General features: G+C 57.0%; 11 protein-coding genes, 4 tRNA genes and 2 rRNA genes. All 17 read right to left on the bottom strand.

Annotated elements, in window-relative coordinates:
* Positions 1 to 104 precede the first annotated feature (104 nt).
* The 17 genes from rpoC to AC0J42_RS27960 all read right to left on the bottom strand — a co-directional run bounded on the left by rpoC (position 105) and on the right by AC0J42_RS27960 (position 18087).
* Positions 105 to 4304: a DNA-directed RNA polymerase subunit beta' gene (gene rpoC, locus AC0J42_RS27880; RefSeq protein WP_268147895.1), complete on the bottom strand. Its 4200-nt coding sequence runs from the start codon at positions 4302 to 4304 to the stop codon at positions 105 to 107.
* Between the two features lie 64 nt (positions 4305 to 4368).
* Positions 4369 to 8442, bottom strand: coding sequence for a DNA-directed RNA polymerase subunit beta (gene rpoB / locus AC0J42_RS27885; protein ID WP_416427124.1), 4074 nt, complete (start codon positions 8440 to 8442; stop codon positions 4369 to 4371).
* A gap of 219 nt (positions 8443 to 8661) precedes the next feature.
* Positions 8662 to 9027: a 50S ribosomal protein L7/L12 gene (gene rplL, locus AC0J42_RS27890; RefSeq protein WP_416427125.1), complete on the bottom strand. Its 366-nt coding sequence runs from the start codon at positions 9025 to 9027 to the stop codon at positions 8662 to 8664.
* A 74-nt stretch (positions 9028 to 9101) separates the two neighbouring features.
* Positions 9102 to 9602 carry a 50S ribosomal protein L10 gene (gene rplJ / locus AC0J42_RS27895; RefSeq protein ID WP_416427126.1) on the bottom strand — a complete coding sequence of 167 codons (501 nt, stop codon included), beginning with the start codon at positions 9600 to 9602 and terminating at the stop codon, positions 9102 to 9104.
* 201 nt (positions 9603 to 9803) lie between these two features.
* Positions 9804 to 10499, bottom strand: a complete 696-nt coding sequence (gene rplA, locus AC0J42_RS27900) for a 50S ribosomal protein L1 (RefSeq protein ID WP_416427127.1) — start codon at positions 10497 to 10499, stop codon at positions 9804 to 9806.
* A complete protein-coding gene (rplK, locus tag AC0J42_RS27905) occupies positions 10499 to 10930 on the bottom strand; it encodes a 50S ribosomal protein L11 (RefSeq protein WP_416427128.1) in 432 nt (143 codons plus the stop codon). The genes rplA and rplK overlap by 1 nt, the downstream gene beginning before the upstream one ends.
* Positions 10931 to 11047: 117 nt before the next feature.
* The gene (nusG, locus tag AC0J42_RS27910) at positions 11048 to 11581 is read right to left on the bottom strand and encodes a transcription termination/antitermination protein NusG (protein ID WP_473004648.1); all 534 of its coding nucleotides are present in this window, start codon (positions 11579 to 11581) and stop codon (positions 11048 to 11050) included.
* 9 nt (positions 11582 to 11590) lie between these two features.
* Positions 11591 to 11959 (bottom strand): preprotein translocase subunit SecE, encoded by a 369-nt coding sequence (gene secE / locus AC0J42_RS27915; RefSeq protein ID WP_027981997.1) that lies wholly within the window; start codon positions 11957 to 11959, stop codon positions 11591 to 11593.
* Between the two features lie 46 nt (positions 11960 to 12005).
* Positions 12006 to 12081 (bottom strand) — tRNA-Trp (locus AC0J42_RS27920).
* A gap of 95 nt (positions 12082 to 12176) precedes the next feature.
* Positions 12177 to 12252 (bottom strand) — tRNA-Thr (locus AC0J42_RS27925).
* A gap of 26 nt (positions 12253 to 12278) precedes the next feature.
* A tRNA-Gly gene (locus AC0J42_RS27930) sits at positions 12279 to 12352 on the bottom strand.
* A gap of 23 nt (positions 12353 to 12375) precedes the next feature.
* A tRNA-Tyr gene (locus AC0J42_RS27935) sits at positions 12376 to 12460 on the bottom strand.
* A 148-nt stretch (positions 12461 to 12608) separates the two neighbouring features.
* On the bottom strand, positions 12609 to 13055 hold the full coding sequence (locus tag AC0J42_RS27940) for a hypothetical protein (RefSeq protein WP_416427129.1): 447 nt from the start codon (positions 13053 to 13055) through the stop codon (positions 12609 to 12611).
* A gap of 7 nt (positions 13056 to 13062) precedes the next feature.
* Positions 13063 to 13812: a pantothenate kinase gene (locus AC0J42_RS27945; protein WP_473004649.1), complete on the bottom strand. Its 750-nt coding sequence runs from the start codon at positions 13810 to 13812 to the stop codon at positions 13063 to 13065.
* On the bottom strand, positions 13802 to 14761 hold the full coding sequence (gene birA / locus AC0J42_RS27950) for a bifunctional biotin--[acetyl-CoA-carboxylase] ligase/biotin operon repressor BirA (protein WP_473004651.1): 960 nt from the start codon (positions 14759 to 14761) through the stop codon (positions 13802 to 13804). Before birA ends, AC0J42_RS27945 begins: the two co-directional genes overlap by 11 nt.
* A gap of 175 nt (positions 14762 to 14936) precedes the next feature.
* Positions 14937 to 15052: ribosomal RNA gene (gene rrf, locus AC0J42_RS27955) — 5S ribosomal RNA — on the bottom strand.
* A 142-nt stretch (positions 15053 to 15194) separates the two neighbouring features.
* Positions 15195 to 18087: ribosomal RNA gene (locus tag AC0J42_RS27960) — 23S ribosomal RNA — on the bottom strand.
* Positions 18088 to 18178 lie beyond the last annotated feature (91 nt).

Consider the following 18178-nt stretch of genomic DNA (forward strand, 5'->3'; position numbering starts at 1 on the left):
GATCTTGCCCCCAGTCAAGGCAAGGCCCCGCCCTCCCCGACCAGCCGAGCCTGGACATTGTGTGTCCAGGTTCGTCAGTCGCAGACGCCGGGGCCCTGCTCTTTTCAGTTACCGCTGGAGTTCAGCGCTTCAGTCAGTGCCGCTTCGACTTCGCTCGCGCTTACACGCAACGGTTTGTCAGCATCACGGCGACGCTTGCGCTCGCTGTGGTATGCCAGACCGGTACCGGCCGGGATCAGACGACCCACGACCACGTTTTCTTTCAGGCCGCGCAGGTAGTCGCGCTTGCCGGTTACCGCCGCTTCGGTCAGTACGCGGGTGGTTTCCTGGAAGGAAGCCGCCGAGATGAACGATTCGGTGGACAGCGAGGCCTTGGTGATACCCAGCAGCACACGGGTGTACTTGGAGATGAACTTGTCTTCCGATGCCAGGCGCTCGTTCTCGCCCAGTACCTGAGTCAGTTCCATCTGGTCGCCCTTGATGAAGCTGGAGTCACCCGACTCGGCGATCTCGACCTTGCGCAGCATCTGACGCAGGATGGTCTCGATGTGCTTGTCGTTGATCTTCACGCCTTGCAGACGGTAAACGTCCTGGATCTCGTTGACGATGTACTTGGCGAGCGCGCTCACACCCAGCAGACGCAGGATGTCGTGCGGATCGCTAGGACCGTCGGAGATAACTTCGCCGCGGTTCACTTGTTCGCCTTCGAAGACGTTCAGGTGACGCCACTTCGGAATCAGCTCTTCGTACGGATCGCTGCCGTCGTTCGGGGTAATGACCAGGCGGCGCTTGCCCTTGGTCTCTTTACCGAACGCGATGGTGCCGCTGACTTCAGCCAGAATCGAGGCTTCTTTCGGACGACGCGCTTCGAACAGGTCGGCAACGCGTGGCAGACCACCGGTGATGTCACGGGTCTTGGAGGTCTCTTGTGGAATACGGGCGATAACGTCACCCACACCCACTTGCACACCATCCGCAACACCAACGAGGGCGTTGGCCGGCAGGAAGTACTGGGCCGGTACGTCGGTACCTGGCAGCAGCAGATCCTTACCATCGACACCCACCATCTTGACCGCTGGTCGAATTTCTTTACCAGCTGCAGGACGGTCTTTGACGTCCAGTACTTCGATGTTGGTCAGACCGGTCAGTTCGTCGGTCTGGCGCTTGATCGTAATACCTTCTTCCATGCCCACGAAGGTCACGGTACCTTTCATTTCGGTAACGATCGGGTGAGTGTGCGGGTCCCACTTGGCCACGATGGCACCAGCGTCGACCTTGTCGCCTTCCTTCACCGAGATCACGGCACCGTACGGCAGCTTGTAGCGCTCGCGCTCACGACCGAAGTCGTCGGCGATAGCCAGCTCACCGGAACGCGACACAGCAACCAGGTTGCCGTCGGCACGCTCCACGTGTTTCAGGTTGTGCAGACGAACCACACCACCGTTCTTCACCTGGACGCTGTCGGCAGCCGAAGTACGGCTTGCAGCACCACCGATGTGGAACGTACGCATGGTCAGCTGGGTACCCGGCTCACCGATGGACTGGGCAGCGATAACGCCGACCGCTTCACCGATGTTCACCTGGTGACCACGAGCCAGGTCACGACCGTAGCACTTGGCGCAGATGCCGTAGCGGGTTTCACAGCTGATCGGCGAGCGAACGATCACTTCGTCGATGCTGTTGAGTTCGATGAACTCTACCCACTTCTCGTCTACCAGGGTGCCGGCAGGGACGATGACTTCGTCGGTGCCTGGCTTGAACACGTCACGGGCGATAACACGGCCCAGTACACGTTCACCCAGCGGCTCTACAACGTCGCCGCCTTCAATGTGCGGGGTCATCAGCAGACCCTGCTCGGTGCCGCAATCGATCTCGGTAACTACCAGATCTTGCGCCACGTCTACCAGACGACGAGTCAGGTAACCGGAGTTAGCGGTTTTCAACGCGGTATCCGCCAGACCCTTACGAGCACCGTGAGTCGAGATGAAGTACTGGAGTACGCTCAGACCTTCACGGAAGTTCGCGGTAATTGGCGTCTCGATGATCGAACCGTCCGGTTTGGCCATCAGGCCACGCATACCAGCCAGCTGACGAATCTGAGCTGCCGAACCCCGGGCACCGGAGTCAGCCATCATGTACATCGAGTTGAAGGATTCCTGGTCAACTTCGTTGCCGTGACGGTCGATGACCTTCTCTTTCGAGAGGTTGGACATCATCGCCTTGGAAACTTCGTCGTTGGCCTTGGACCAGAGGTCGATCACCTTGTTGTACTTCTCGCCCTGGGTTACCAGGCCGGAAGCGTATTGGCTTTCGATCTCTTTCACTTCGTCGGTCGCGGTACCGATGATGCGAGCTTTCTCATCCGGGATAACGAAGTCGTTAACACCGATGGAAACACCCGAAATCGTCGAGTAGGCGAAACCGGTGTACATCAACTGGTCAGCGAAGATAACGGTCTCTTTCAGACCAACCACGCGGTAGCACTGGTTGATCAGCTTGGAGATCGCCTTCTTCTTCATCGGCGTGTTGACGACGTCGAACGACAGGCCTGGTGGAACAACCTGGAACAGCAGCGCACGGCCGACAGTGGTGTCGACGATACGGGTGTTCTTGACGCTGCCGCCATCACGATCGTTTACAGTCTCGTTGATGCGCACTTTGATTTTTGCGTGCAGAGCTGCTTCGCCGGCGCGGAATACCCGGTCGACTTCCTGCAGGTCGGCAAACACGCGGCCTTCGCCCTTGGCGTTGATCGCTTCACGGGTCATGTAGTACAGACCCAGTACAACGTCCTGCGAAGGAACGATGATTGGCTCACCGTTGGCTGGCGACAGGATGTTGTTGGTCGACATCATCAGCGCACGGGCTTCGAGCTGGGCTTCCAGGGTCAGCGGTACGTGGACCGCCATCTGGTCGCCGTCGAAGTCGGCGTTGTACGCGGCACAGACCAGAGGGTGCAGCTGGATAGCCTTGCCTTCGATCAGTACTGGTTCAAACGCCTGGATACCCAGACGGTGAAGGGTCGGTGCACGGTTGAGCAGCACGGGGTGTTCGCGAATGACTTCGGCGAGCACGTCCCACACCTCTGGCAGCTCGCGCTCGACCATCTTCTTGGCGGCCTTGATGGTGGTCGCCAGACCACGCATTTCCAGCTTGCCGAAGATGAACGGCTTGAACAGCTCCAGGGCCATCTTCTTCGGAAGACCGCACTGGTGCAGGCGCAGGGTCGGGCCTACGGTAATTACCGAACGACCCGAGTAGTCAACGCGCTTACCGAGCAAGTTCTGACGGAAACGACCCTGCTTACCCTTGATCATGTCAGCCAGGGATTTCAGAGGACGCTTGTTGGAACCGGTGATGGCGCGACCGCGACGACCGTTGTCCAGCAGGGCATCGACCGCTTCCTGCAGCATGCGCTTTTCGTTGCGCACGATGATGTCAGGAGCCGACAGGTCCAGCAGACGCTTCAGACGGTTGTTACGGTTGATCACTCGACGATACAGGTCGTTGAGGTCGGAAGTCGCGAAGCGACCGCCATCCAGTGGGACCAGTGGACGCAGGTCTGGCGGCAGAACCGGCAGAACGGTCAACACCATCCACTCAGGCAGGTTGCCGGAACCCTGGAAGGCTTCCATCAACTTCAGGCGCTTGGACAGCTTCTTGATCTTGGTTTCCGAGTTGGTCTGCGGAATCTCTTCGCGCAGGCGGCCGATCTCGTGTTCCAGGTCAATGGCGTGCAGCAGCTCGCGGACAGCCTCGGCACCCATGCGGGCGTCGAAGTCGTCACCGAACTCTTCGAGGGCTTCGAAGTACTGCTCGTCGTTCAGCAGCTGGCCCTTCTCCAGGGTAGTCATGCCCGGGTCGATAACGACGTAGCTCTCGAAGTAGAGCACGCGTTCGATATCACGCAGGGTCATGTCCATCAGCAGGCCGATACGCGACGGCAGCGACTTCAGGAACCAGATGTGGGCAACTGGCGAGGCCAGTTCGATGTGCGCCATGCGCTCACGACGAACCTTGGCCAGCGCGACTTCAACGCCGCACTTCTCGCAGATCACACCACGGTGTTTCAGGCGCTTGTACTTACCGCACAGGCACTCGTAGTCCTTGACTGGGCCAAAGATCTTGGCGCAGAACAGGCCGTCACGCTCGGGTTTGAACGTACGGTAGTTGATGGTTTCCGGCTTTTTAACTTCACCGAACGACCACGAACGGATCATCTCAGGCGACGCCAACCCGATACGGATTGCGTCAAACTCTTCGACTTGACCCTGGTTTTTCAGCAAATTCAGTAGGTCTTTCAAGGCCTTTCCTCCTGGCGGAGCAGGGAGCAGGCTTTAGGGGCCTGCTCCCGATTCGCGTCGCGTGTTATTCGGTTTCCAGATCGATATCGATACCGAGGGAACGAATCTCTTTGATCAACACGTTGAAGGACTCGGGCATGCCCGGCTCCATACGGTGATCGCCGTCCACGATGTTCTTGTACATCTTGGTACGACCGTTCACATCGTCCGACTTCACTGTGAGCATTTCTTGCAGGGTGTAGGCAGCACCGTAAGCTTCCAGTGCCCAGACCTCCATCTCCCCGAAACGCTGACCACCGAACTGAGCCTTACCACCCAGCGGCTGCTGGGTAACCAGGCTGTAGGAACCAGTGGAACGCGCGTGCATCTTGTCGTCCACCAAGTGGTTCAGTTTCAGCATGTACATGTAGCCAACAGTAACGTGACGCTCGAACTTGTTGCCGGTACGGCCGTCGAACAGCTGCATCTGGCCGCTTTCTGGCAGGTCTGCCAGTTTCAGCATGGCCTTGATTTCGCTTTCCTTGGCACCGTCGAATACCGGGGTGGCCATAGGCACGCCGCCACGCAGGTTCTTCGCCAGGTCCAGGATTTCCTGGTCGCTGAAGCTTTCCAGGTTCTCTTGGCGGCCACCGATCTCGTTGTAGATCTCGGTGAGGAACTTGCGCAGTTCGATGACTTTACGCTGCTCTTCGAGCATGCGGTTGATCTTTTCGCCCAAGCCCTTGGCCGCGAGGCCCAGGTGGGTTTCCAGGATCTGACCGACGTTCATACGCGAAGGTACGCCCAGCGGGTTGAGGACCACGTCCACAGGCGTGCCGTTGGCATCGTGTGGCATGTCTTCAACCGGCATGATCACGGAGACCACACCTTTGTTACCGTGACGACCGGCCATCTTGTCGCCCGGCTGGATGCGGCGACGGATTGCCAGGTAAACCTTGACGATTTTCAGCACGCCTGGAGCCAGGTCATCGCCTTGCTGCAGTTTGCGCTTCTTGTCTTCGAACTTGTCGTCCAGCAGGCGACGGCGATCAACGATGTACTGCTGGGCACGCTCCAGCTGTTCGTTGAGGGCGTCTTCGGCCATGCGCAGCTTGAACCACTGGCCGTGCTCCAGACCGTCCAGGACTTCGTTGGTGATTTCCAGACCTTTCTTCAGGCCGGCACCACCATCGACGATCTGGCCAACCAGGGCCTGACGCAGACGTTCGAAGGTTGCGCCTTCGACGATACGGAACTCTTCGTTGAGGTCCTTGCGGATCTCGTCCAGCTGGCTCTTCTCGATCGACAGCGCACGAGCGTCACGCTCAACGCCGTCACGGGTGAAGACCTGCACGTCGATGACAGTACCCTTGGTGCCGGTAGGCACGCGCAGGGAGGTGTCCTTAACGTCGCTGGCTTTCTCGCCGAAGATGGCGCGCAGCAGTTTTTCTTCCGGAGTCAGTTGGGTCTCGCCTTTCGGAGTGACCTTGCCGACCAGGATGTCGCCGGCGCCGACTTCGGCACCTACGTAGACGATACCGGCTTCGTCCAGCTTGTTCAGCGCTGCTTCACCCACGTTCGGGATGTCAGCGGTGATTTCCTCTGGGCCAAGCTTGGTGTCACGGGCCACACAGGTCAGTTCCTGGATGTGGATCGTGGTGAAACGATCTTCCTGAACCACACGCTCCGACAGACAGATGGAGTCTTCGAAGTTGAAACCGTTCCAGGCCATGAACGCGATGCGCATGTTCTGGCCCAGTGCCAGTTCACCCATGTCGGTGGACGGGCCGTCGGCCATGATGTCGCTGCGCTGAACACGGTCACCCTTGCTTACCAGCGGACGCTGGTTGATGCAGGTGTTCTGGTTCGAACGGGTGTATTTGGTCAGGTTGTAGATGTCTACACCGGCTTCGCCTGGCTCGACTTCATCGTCCGCCACGCGAACAACGATACGGCTGGCATCGACGGAGTCGATCACGCCGCCACGACGGGCCACGACGCAAACGCCGGAGTCACGGGCAACGTTGCGCTCCATGCCGGTACCTACCAGCGGCTTGTCGGCGCGCAGGGTCGGTACAGCCTGACGCTGCATGTTGGAACCCATCAACGCACGGTTGGCGTCGTCGTGCTCCAGGAACGGAATCAGCGAGGCTGCGACCGAGACTACCTGCTTGGGCGAAACGTCCATCAGGGTTACGTCTTCAGGCGCCTTCACGGTGAATTCGTTCAGGTGACGTACGGCTACCAGCTCGTCGATCAGGACCTTGTTCTCGTTCATGGTCGCCGAAGCCTGCGCGATCACGTGATCGGCTTCTTCAATGGCGGACAGGAACACGATCTCGTCGGTGACCACACCCTCTTTAACAACGCGGTACGGGCTTTCCAGGAAGCCGTACTGGTTGGTGCGAGCGTATGCAGCCAGGGAGTTGATCAGGCCGATGTTCGGACCTTCAGGGGTCTCGATCGGGCACACGCGACCGTAGTGAGTCGGGTGTACGTCACGGACTTCGAAGCCTGCGCGCTCACGGGTCAGACCACCTGGGCCGAGTGCGGAGACACGACGCTTGTGGGTAATTTCCGACAGCGGGTTGTTCTGGTCCATGAACTGCGACAGCTGGCTGGAACCGAAGAACTCTTTCACCGCGGCCGCTACCGGCTTGGCGTTGATCAGGTCCTGAGGCATCAGGCCTTCGCTTTCGGCCATCGACAGGCGTTCCTTGACCGCACGCTCAACGCGCACCAGGCCAACACGGAACTGGTTCTCGGCCATTTCGCCTACGCAGCGAACACGACGGTTACCCAGGTGGTCGATGTCGTCGACGATGCCCTTGCCGTTACGGATATCGACCAGGGTCTTCAGTACGGCAACGATGTCTTCCTTGCTCAGCACGCCCGAACCTTCGATCTCGGTACGACCGATACGACGGTTGAACTTCATGCGACCTACAGCAGACAGGTCGTAGCGCTCTGGGCTGAAGAACAGGTTGTTGAACAGGGTCTCGGCAGCGTCCTTGGTTGGCGGCTCGCCAGGACGCATCATGCGGTAGATCTCGACCAGCGCTTCCAGTTGGTTGGCGGTGGAGTCGATCTTCAGCGTGTCGGAGATGAACGGACCGCAGTCGATGTCGTTGGTGTACAACGTCTCGATACGGACGACCTGGGCCTTGGCGATCTTCACCAGCAGCTCGGTGCTCAGTTCAGTGTTGCACTCGCAAAGGATTTCACCGGTTGCCGGGTGAACGATGGCCTTGGCGGTAGTGCGACCCAGCACGTAGTCCAGCGGAACTTCCAGCTCTTTGATGCCGGCTTTTTCCAACTGGTTGATGTGACGGGCAGTGATACGACGGCCCTGTTCGACGATGACCTTGCCGGTACCATCGAGGATGTCCAGGACAGCGATTTCACCACGCAGGCGCTGAGGCACCAGCTCCAGGCTGAGCTTTTCGCCCTGCACGTGGAATACGTTGGTGGTGTAGAAGGCATCGAGGACTTCCTCGGTGCTGTAGCCCAGTGCGCGCAGCAGTACCGACGCAGGCAGCTTGCGACGACGGTCGATCCGGACGAATACACAGTCTTTCGGGTCGAATTCGAAGTCCAGCCACGAGCCGCGGTAAGGAATGATGCGGGCCGAGTACAACAGTTTGCCGGAGCTGTGAGTCTTGCCACGGTCGTGGTCGAAGAACACACCTGGCGAACGGTGCAACTGGGAGACGATAACGCGCTCGGTACCGTTGATTACGAAGGTACCGTTTTCGGTCATCAGGGGGATTTCCCCCATGTAGACTTCCTGCTCCTTGATGTCCTTGATCGCTTTGTTCGACGATTCTTTGTCGAAAATGATCAGGCGTACTTTTACCCGCAAAGGTACGGCGTACGTTACGCCACGCAATACGCATTCTTTGACATCAAAGGCCGGTTCGCCCAGGCGATAACCAACGTACTCCAGAGCAGCGTTGCCGGAGTAGCTGATGATCGGGAAAACGGATTTGAAGGCCGCATGCAGACCGACGTCACGGAACTGGTCCTTGGTCGCGCCCGCCTGCAAGAATTCGCGATACGAATCCAGCTGGATAGCCAAGAGGTACGGTACGTCCATGACGTCCGGCAACTTGCTAAAGTCCTTGCGGATACGTTTTTTCTCAGTGTATGAGTAAGCCATCAGCGTTCCCCAGCTTGGTCACCTGCTTGTTTGGCCTCCCCCGACGGGAGCGGCCAGAAAATCGTGCAAACCCCTTGGTTTGCGCCACCGTCATCGGTGGTTGAAGCACGTTAGAGGCGCTGACCTGATCAGCTGCCAATAACGGAAAAAGGCCGGTGGCATGAGCCACCAGCCATCAGCCGTTCGCTTGACGCTCGGGCTGGAGACGCAAGGTCGAAATTACTTGACTTCGACTTTGGCGCCTGCTTCTTCCAGCTTCTTCTTGGCGTCTTCAGCGGCTTCTTTCGAAACGCCTTCAGCAACGACCTGAGGAGCGGTGTCAACTTTCTCTTTGGCTTCTTTCAGGCCCAGACCGGTCAGTTCACGAACTGCCTTGATCACGTTGACCTTCTTCTCGCCGGCTTCAACCAGAACAACGTTGAACTCGGTTTGCTCTTCAACAGCAGCAGCAGCTACAGCTGGGCCAGCCGAAGCAGCGGCAGCGGTAACACCGAATTTTTCTTCGAAAGCTTTGATCAGCTCAACAACTTCCATTACGGACATTGCGCCAACGGCTTCGAGGATTTGCTCTTGAGTAACGGACATGACTCTTTTCCTGAATTGGGGGACGGCCTACGCGACCATCGAAATAAACAAAAAACGCGAGAAGCGAGCGGCCCTTAGGCTGCAGCGGCTTCTTTCTGGTCGCGAAGTGCCGCCAGAGTACGAGCCAGTTTGCTGGTAGCGCCTTGAATCACGCTCATCAGCTGGGAAATGGCTTCGTCACGGGTCGGCAGCGTTGCCAGCACGTCGATCTGATTAGCTGCGAGGAACTTGCCCTCGAACGCAGCTGCCTTGATCTCGAACTTGTCCTGACCTTTAGCGAACTCTTTGAAGATACGAGCAGCAGCGCCCGGATGTTCTTTGGAGAAAGCGATCAAGGTCGGGCCTTTGAACACGTCGTTGAGGATCGAGTAATCGGTGCCTTCAACAGCGCGCTTGAGCAGGGTGTTACGTACGACACGTACGTATACGCCAGCTTCGCGGGCCTCTTTACGGAGTCCGGTCATAGCGCCTACAGTCACACCACGGGCATCAGCCACGACAGCGGACAGGGCACCTTTGGCAGCCTCGTTGACTTCAGCGACGATGGCCTTCTTGTCTTCGAGTTTAATTGCCACGGGTTTAACTCCTGCTTGTTACCGTTTCATCTGGCCTGGGCCGGATGTCGTTTTGGTGTCTAGTTCCAAAAAGGAACCGGGAGCACCATCTGCGTAGGCTTGTGGTTTAAGACTTGCGTCGCCTACGGTCTTGGATAGCCCCCGCAAAGCAGGGACCCCAATTTTTTCAACAGGGGTGATCGCTCACCCCTGCTTTACGTCTTAAGCGGTCAGGGAACCCTGGTCGATGACCAGACCTGGGCCCATGGTGGTGCTCAGGGTAACGCGCTTGACGTAGATACCTTTCGAGGAAGCTGGCTTGATACGCTTCAGATCAGCGATCAGGGCTTCAACGTTTTCCTTCAGCTTGGTGGCTTCGAAGCCAACCTTGCCAACGGAGGTGTGGATGATGCCGTTTTTGTCGGTGCGGTAGCGAACCTGACCAGCCTTGGCGTTTTTAACCGCGGTGGCTACGTCTGGAGTCACGGTACCGACTTTCGGGTTAGGCATCAGGCCACGTGGACCCAGGATCTGACCCAGTTGACCTACAACGCGCATGGCATCAGGCGATGCGATGACTACGTCATAGTTCAGGTCGCCGCCTTTCATTTCGGCAGCCAGGTCGTCCATGCCAACGCGGTCTGCGCCTGCAGCCAGGGCAGCTTCAGCAGCTGGACCTTGGGTGAAGACAGCAACACGTACGGTCTTGCCAGTGCCGTGTGGCAGCACGGTAGCGCTACGTACGACCTGGTCGGATTTACGTGGGTCAACGCCCAGGTTCACGGCGACGTCGAACGACTCGCTGAACTTGACGGTCGACAGCTCAGCCAGCAGAGCGGCGGCTTCTTCGAAGTTGTAGACTTTGCCAGCTTCGATTTTGGAAGCAATAGCCTTTTGGCGCTTGGTCAGCTTAGCCATTACACACCCTCCACGTTGAGGCCCATGCTGCGAGCCGAGCCAGCGATGGTGCGCACGGCGGCGTCCATGTCGGCAGCGGTCAGGTCAGCATTTTTGACCTTGGCGATTTCTTCCAGCTGAGCACGGGTCACGGTACCGACTTTAACGGTGTTCGGACGCGCGGAACCGCTGGTCAGGCCAGCAGCTTTCTTCAGCAGAACCGAAGCTGGGGTGCTTTTGGTTTCGAAGGTGAAGCTACGGTCACTGTAGACAGTGATGATAACTGGAGTTGGCAAGCCGACTTCTTGACCCTGAGTACGGGCGTTGAAGGCCTTGCAGAATTCCATGATGTTCACGCCATGTTGACCCAGAGCCGGGCCGACGGGCGGGCTAGGGTTGGCCTGGCCGGCCTTTACTTGCAGCTTGATGTAAGCCGTGATCTTCTTAGCCATGAGCTACTCCAATATCGGGTACGAACGCCAATTCAGGCTCCCCGGTTGCTTGCGTTTTATCCCAGAGACGACAAAACCCCGCAGCTTACGCCTGCGGGGCATGGGATATGCCTTCAATCAGACCTTTTCGACCTGACTGAACTCGAGCTCTACCGGAGTAGAGCGTCCGAAAATGAGCACGACCACTTGGATCCGGCTCTTTTCGTAGTTGACCTCTTCGACGGTACCGTTGAAATCCGCGAACGGACCATCGGTAACGCGAACAACCTCGCCCGGCTCGAACAGAGTCTTGGGCTTTGGCTTGTCGCTGCCGTCAGCGACGCGACGAAGGATAGCTTCAGCTTCCTTGTCGGTGATTGGTGCAGGCTTGTCAGCGGTACCGCCGATGAAGCCCATCACGCGAGGAGTGTCCTTGACCAAGTGCCAAGTACCCTCGTTCATTTCCATCTGGACCAGCACATAGCCTGGGAAGAACTTACGTTCGCTTTTGCGCTTCTGGCCATTGCGCATTTCTACCACTTCTTCAGTGGGGACCAGAATTTCGCCAAAACCGTCTTCCATGCCAGCCAGCTTTACACGCTCGATCAAAGAGCGCATAACATGCTTCTCGTAACCCGAGTAGGCATGCACAACGTACCAACGCTTAGCCACGGGACACCCTTAGCCGACGATCAAGGAAACAAGCCAGCCGAGCAGGGAATCAAGACCCCACAACAGCAACGCCATGACCAGGACGACCGCCACTACGATCAGCGTGGTCTGCGTGGTCTCTTGGCGAGTTGGCCATACGACTTTACGGATTTCGGTACGAGCTTCCTTTGCCAGGACGAAGAACGACTTGCCTTTGGCGGTCTGCAGCGCGGTGAACGCAGCCACACCAGCAATGACGAGCAGTGCAAGCACCCGGTACAGGATCGGAGATGCGTGGTAATACTGATTACCAACCACGCCAACCACCACCAAAGCGACAACAACCAGCCACTTGAGCAGATCAAAGCGAGAGTCTTGGGCTTCAGCCTTAGGGGTCATCTAGGAGGATCCTGTGAAAAGAAAGCCAGACATCACCGAGTGAAGCTGGCAGGTCAGGAGGGAATCGAACCCCCAACCTACGGTTTTGGAGACCGTCGCTCTGCCAATTGAGCTACTGACCTAGAAACATAATCAGGCCGACCAGTATGCCGGACCGAATAAGCGATTACAACCACTTATAAAACAAAGGCAGATATTTTCATATCTGCCTGTGTAATGGAGCTCTTGAGCGGATTTGAACCGCTGACCTCACCCTTACCAAGGGTGTGCTCTACCAACTGAGCTACAAGAGCGAAACACTTTGCACAACCAGCAAACTTGGAGCGGGTAGCGGGAATCGAACCCGCATCATCAGCTTGGAAGGCTGAGGTTCTACCACTAAACTATACCCGCGGAGCTTGCTGCTCACGCTAAATTGGTGGAGGGGGAAGGATTCGAACCTTCGAAGTCTGAGACGTCAGATTTACAGTCTGATCCCTTTGGCCGCTCGGGAACCCCTCCTGAACGTGGGCGGCATTATCAACCTCTGCCGTCCTTCTGTCAAGCGTTTTTTTCAATTAAATCTGAAAGTTAGCTTCGCTTGACAGTCGCTTCACACCTTGAGCGTTTCCGCTTATCGCTGTGGAGCGGGCGCCATTCTATGCAGGATTCAAGAACCTTGCAACCCCTCACACAACATTATTTTCTGTTTTAAGTCTTTGAAATCATTGGAAAGTCTCTGGAGCAGGGTTTCGTCCAGCAAACGCCGGCTTTCGGGCGCAATTCGCAGCCAGTGAAAAACGCCTTCGGGGCTGCCAACCGGCACCGCGCGAGCGGAAATATCCAGGCTGGTGAGGCGTTGCTCGATAGGAGCCAGCTGTTCAGGCCGCGAAAAGCCGCCCAGGTACAGGCAGTTTTCATCACGCGCCGGCGGCTTGGCTGCAGCCGCAGCACGTGCACGTGCGTCATCGGACTCACTCAGCAGGCGAATATCCTGCTGGGAGCCCTTGTAGAGCGACAGCGAGGTCACTTCCTTGGGCCTCAGCGGCGCTTCCTGCTGGTGCCATACAAAGTAGAAAACGTTGAGTACCAGCAGCAGGAGAAATAACCAGCGCATAATCACCTCAGGCCACCGGACAAGCGATGGCCAGGCCAACGAAGACAAGATCAGGAATGACGCTGGCACCTGGCACTGCATCCTTTACCAGCTCGGCATCGCCACCTGTGAGATACAGGGTGAAATCATCGCCCCACAGCTGCGCCGCCTGCTCGACCTGGGTGAGCACGAAGCCGCGCATCATCTGTGTGCAACCACGCTCCACTGCCTCTACCGTATTGCGCCCGGGCGCCAGGCTGCCGTGGGCGCGCTCGGCGGACTGGCCGTCGTAGCGAATCTTGCGGGTATGGGTGCGCAGCTGCCCGCGCATCAGCGGCATGCCCGGGCAGATGAACCCACCCAGGTGCTCGCCATCCGGGGCGACGAAGTCGGAAGTGACGGCCGTGCCCAGGTCGATGACCACACACGCGCGCCCTGCCAGTTTATAACCCGCTACCAGGGCCACCCAACGGTCCAGCCCCAGGCGTTCGAATTCCTGGTAACCGTTGCGCACCCCCACCAATGTTTGTGCAGGACGCGCACAGACAGGCTGTACGGAGAACTCACTGGCCAGCAACGCCATCAGGCGACTGGTCTCGTCTTCGTTGCGAACGCTCACCAGGCGACAATGCAGCAGCTGCAGGCCATCGATCGACTTCACCGCCTCGACCAGCACCTGGTCGGCGTCCACGACGCCACCGGCAAGGCGTGCACCGCCCTCACCCGCGATGACCCGCCATTTGATGAAACTGTTACCGCAGTCCAGCTCAAGAATCATTGCGCAACCTCAGGCTGAGCTCACCACCGCTAAAGCTTTTTTCCACGCCATCAACCTCGAGGCGCAACGCGCCCTGGTGATTGATGCCCAATACCACGCCGTCTATCTGGTTGACTCCAGCGATCAGCGATACCGCACGCCCTTGCCAGACATGATTGGCCTCCCATAGCGCTTGGATCGCTGCGAAACCCTGCTCGCGATGCAAGGCCAGGTACTGCTCCAGGCGCTGGTTGAGGATGGCCACCAGCTGATTACGATCAATGGCCTTGCCGGCCTCCAGTTGCATGGAGGTCCACTGCTGGTCGACCGCATCGGTTGCCTGCATGTTCACATTGATGCCAATACCCAGCACCACGTGGCAGACATCGGCAGGGTCACCCACCAGCTCCAGGAGAATGCCGGCTATCTTGCGCTGGTCCACCAACAGGTCATTGGGCCACTTCAGCCCGGCCTTGGCGATGCCCAGCTCACGCAGGGCCTGCATCACTGCCACCCCCACGACCAGGCTCAAGCCTTCGAGCTGGCGCAGGCCGCCATCGATGCGCAATACCAGGCTGTAATAGAGGTTTTCCGCGAACGGGCTGACCCAGGTGCGCCCACGACGCCCCCGCCCTGCCGACTGCCGTTCAGCCAGCACCAGGAAAGGCGCACTCTCCCCCCTGCCGATGGCCCGTAGCGCCTCGGCGTTGGTGGAATCAATGGAATCAAAGATCAAGGTCGGCCAGCCTGGGGCGCCCGCATAGGCGTCTATGGCGTCCGCCTCCAACAACGCCAAGGGCGCAGCCAGCTGATAACCGCGGCCGCGGACCTTGTGGATAGGGAGATTGAGCTCGGCCTCCAGGTGCTGCAGCTGCTTCCAGACAGCGCTGCGGCTGATACCCAAGGCGGCTCCCAAGTCCTGGCCGGAATGGAAGCGACCATCCTTCAAGAGATTCAACAACGTCAACATGCCAGATTCGCCTCACAATGAGGCAGGCATGATAGCCATGCTGATGGCCGTTGCATAGAAATGGCCGGAAACATGGCCCGTAGCAGCGGCCACAGGCCGCGTCCGGGGAGTTTTTGCGCACGCCATAAAGACAAAACCCCCACCTGCCTTCGCAGATGGGGGTTTCGGAATTTAATCTTGACGATGACCTACTCTCACATGGGGAAACCCCACACTACCATCGGCGATGCATCGTTTCACTGCTGAGTTCGGGATGGGATCAGGTGGTTCCAATGCTCTATGGTCGTCAAGAAATTCTGTAGCCAGGATGCCCTTTGGGAGGCACTCCAGCGAATCGGGTATGTGATGGTATTTGTGAAATGCAAACTTTCGGTTCGTATCATCTTCACAACACCGCAATCTGGTCATTCGACGCAAATTGCTTGGGTGTTATATGGTCAAGCCTCACGGGCAATTAGTATTGGTTAGCTCAACGCCTCACAGCGCTTACACACCCAACCTATCAACGTCGTAGTCTTCGACGGCCCTTTAGGGAACTCAAGGTTCCAGTGAGATCTCATCTTGAGGCAAGTTTCCCGCTTAGATGCTTTCAGCGGTTATCTTTTCCGAACATAGCTACCCGGCAATGCCACTGGCGTGACAACCGGAACACCAGAGGTTCGTCCACTCCGGTCCTCTCGTACTAGGAGCAGCCCCTCTCAAATCTCAAACGTCCACGGCAGATAGGGACCGAACTGTCTCACGACGTTCTAAACCCAGCTCGCGTACCACTTTAAATGGCGAACAGCCATACCCTTGGGACCGGCTTCAGCCCCAGGATGTGATGAGCCGACATCGAGGTGCCAAACACCGCCGTCGATATGAACTCTTGGGCGGTATCAGCCTGTTATCCCCGGAGTACCTTTTATCCGTTGAGCGATGGCCCTTCCATACAGAACCACCGGATCACTAAGACCTACTTTCGTACCTGCTCGACGTGTCTGTCTCGCAGTCAAGCGCGCTTTTGCCTTTATACTCTACGACCGATTTCCGACCGGTCTGAGCGCACCTTCGTACTCCTCCGTTACTCTTTAGGAGGAGACCGCCCCAGTCAAACTACCCACCATACACTGTCCTCGATCCGGATAACGGACCTGAGTTAGAACCTCAAAGTTGCCAGGGTGGTATTTCAAGGATGGCTCCACGCGAACTGGCGTCCACGCTTCAAAGCCTCCCACCTATCCTACACAAGCAAATTCAAAGTCCAGTGCAAAGCTATAGTAAAGGTTCACGGGGTCTTTCCGTCTAGCCGCGGATACACTGCATCTTCACAGCGATTTCAATTTCACTGAGTCTCGGGTGGAGACAGCGCCGCCATCGTTACGCCATTCGTGCAGGTCGGAACTTACCCGACAAGGAATTTCGCTACCTTAGGACCGTTATAGTTACGGCCGCCGTTTACCGGGGCTTCGATCAAGAGCTTCGCGTTAGCTAACCCCATCAATTAACCTTCCGGCACCGGGCAGGCGTCACACCCTATACGTCCACTTTCGTGTTTGCAGAGTGCTGTGTTTTTAATAAACAGTCGCAGCGGCCTGGTATCTTCGACCGGCATGGGCTTACGGAGCAAGTCCTTCACCCTCACCGGCGCACCTTCTCCCGAAGTTACGGTGCCATTTTGCCTAGTTCCTTCACCCGAGTTCTCTCAAGCGCCTTGGTATTCTCTACCCAACCACCTGTGTCGGTTTGGGGTACGGTTCCCGGTTATCTGAAGCTTAGAAGCTTTTCTTGGAAGCATGGCATCAACCACTTCGTCGCCTAAAGGCAACTCGTCATCAGCTCTCGGCCTTAGGATCCCGGATTTACCTAAGATCCCAGCCTACCACCTTAAACTTGGACAACCAACGCCAAGCTGGCCTAGCCTTCTCCGTCCCTCCATCGCAATAACCGGAAGTACAGGAATATTAACCTGTTTTCCATCGACTACGCTTTTCAGCCTCGCCTTAGGGACCGACTAACCCTGCGTCGATTAACGTTGCGCAGGAAACCTTGGTCTTTCGGCGTGGGTGTTTTTCACACCCATTGTCGTTACTCATGTCAGCATTCGCACTTCTGATACCTCCAGCAAGCTTCTCAACTCACCTTCACAGGCTTACAGAACGCTCCTCTACCGCATCACCCAAAGGTGATACCCGTAGCTTCGGTGCATGGTTTGAGCCCCGTTACATCTTCCGCGCAGGCCGACTCGACTAGTGAGCTATTACGCTTTCTTTAAAGGGTGGCTGCTTCTAAGCCAACCTCCTAGCTGTCTAAGCCTTCCCACATCGTTTCCCACTTAACCATGACTTTGGGACCTTAGCTGACGGTCTGGGTTGTTTCCCTTTTCACGACGGACGTTAGCACCCGCCGTGTGTCTCCCATGCTCGGCACTTGTAGGTATTCGGAGTTTGCATCGGTTTGGTAAGTCGGGATGACCCCCTAGCCGAAACAGTGCTCTACCCCCTACAGTGATACATGAGGCGCTACCTAAATAGCTTTCGAGGAGAACCAGCTATCTCCGAGCTTGATTAGCCTTTCACTCCGATCCACAGGTCATCCGCTAACTTTTCAACGGTAGTCGGTTCGGTCCTCCAGTCAGTGTTACCTAACCTTCAACCTGCCCATGGATAGATCGCCCGGTTTCGGGTCTATACCCAGCGACTAAACGCCCTATTAAGACTCGCTTTCGCTACGCCTCCCCTATTCGGTTAAGCTCGCCACTGAATATAAGTCGCTGACCCATTATACAAAAGGTACGCAGTCACAGAACAAAGTCTGCTCCCACTGCTTGTACGCATACGGTTTCAGGATCTATTTCACTCCCCTCTCCGGGGTTCTTTTCGCCTTTCCCTCACGGTACTAGTTCACTATCGGTCAGTCAGTAGTATTTAGCCTTGGAGGATGGTCCCCCCATATTCAGACAAAGTTTCTCGTGCTCCGTCCTACTCGATTTCATGACCAAGAGATTTTCGCGTACAGGGCTATCACCCACTATGGCCGCACTTTCCAGAGCGTTCCGCTAATCTCAAAGCCACTTAAGGGCTGGTCCCCGTTCGCTCGCCACTACTAAGGGAATCTCGGTTGATTTCTTTTCCTCAGGGTACTTAGATGTTTCAGTTCCCCTGGTTCGCTTCTTGCACCTATGTATTCAGTACAAGATAACCATCTTATGATGGCTGGGTTCCCCCATTCAGACATCTCCGGATCACAGTCTGTTTGCCGACTCCCCGAAGCTTTTCGCAGGCTACCACGTCTTTCATCGCCTCTGACTGCCAAGGCATCCACCGTATGCGCTTCTTCACTTGACCATATAACCCCAAGCAATCTGGTTATACTATGAAGACGACATTCGCCGAAAATTTGCAATTTGAATCACAAATTTTACCTTAGCCTGAATAA

This window comes from Pseudomonas sp. Tav-5-1A (assembly GCF_055755055.1).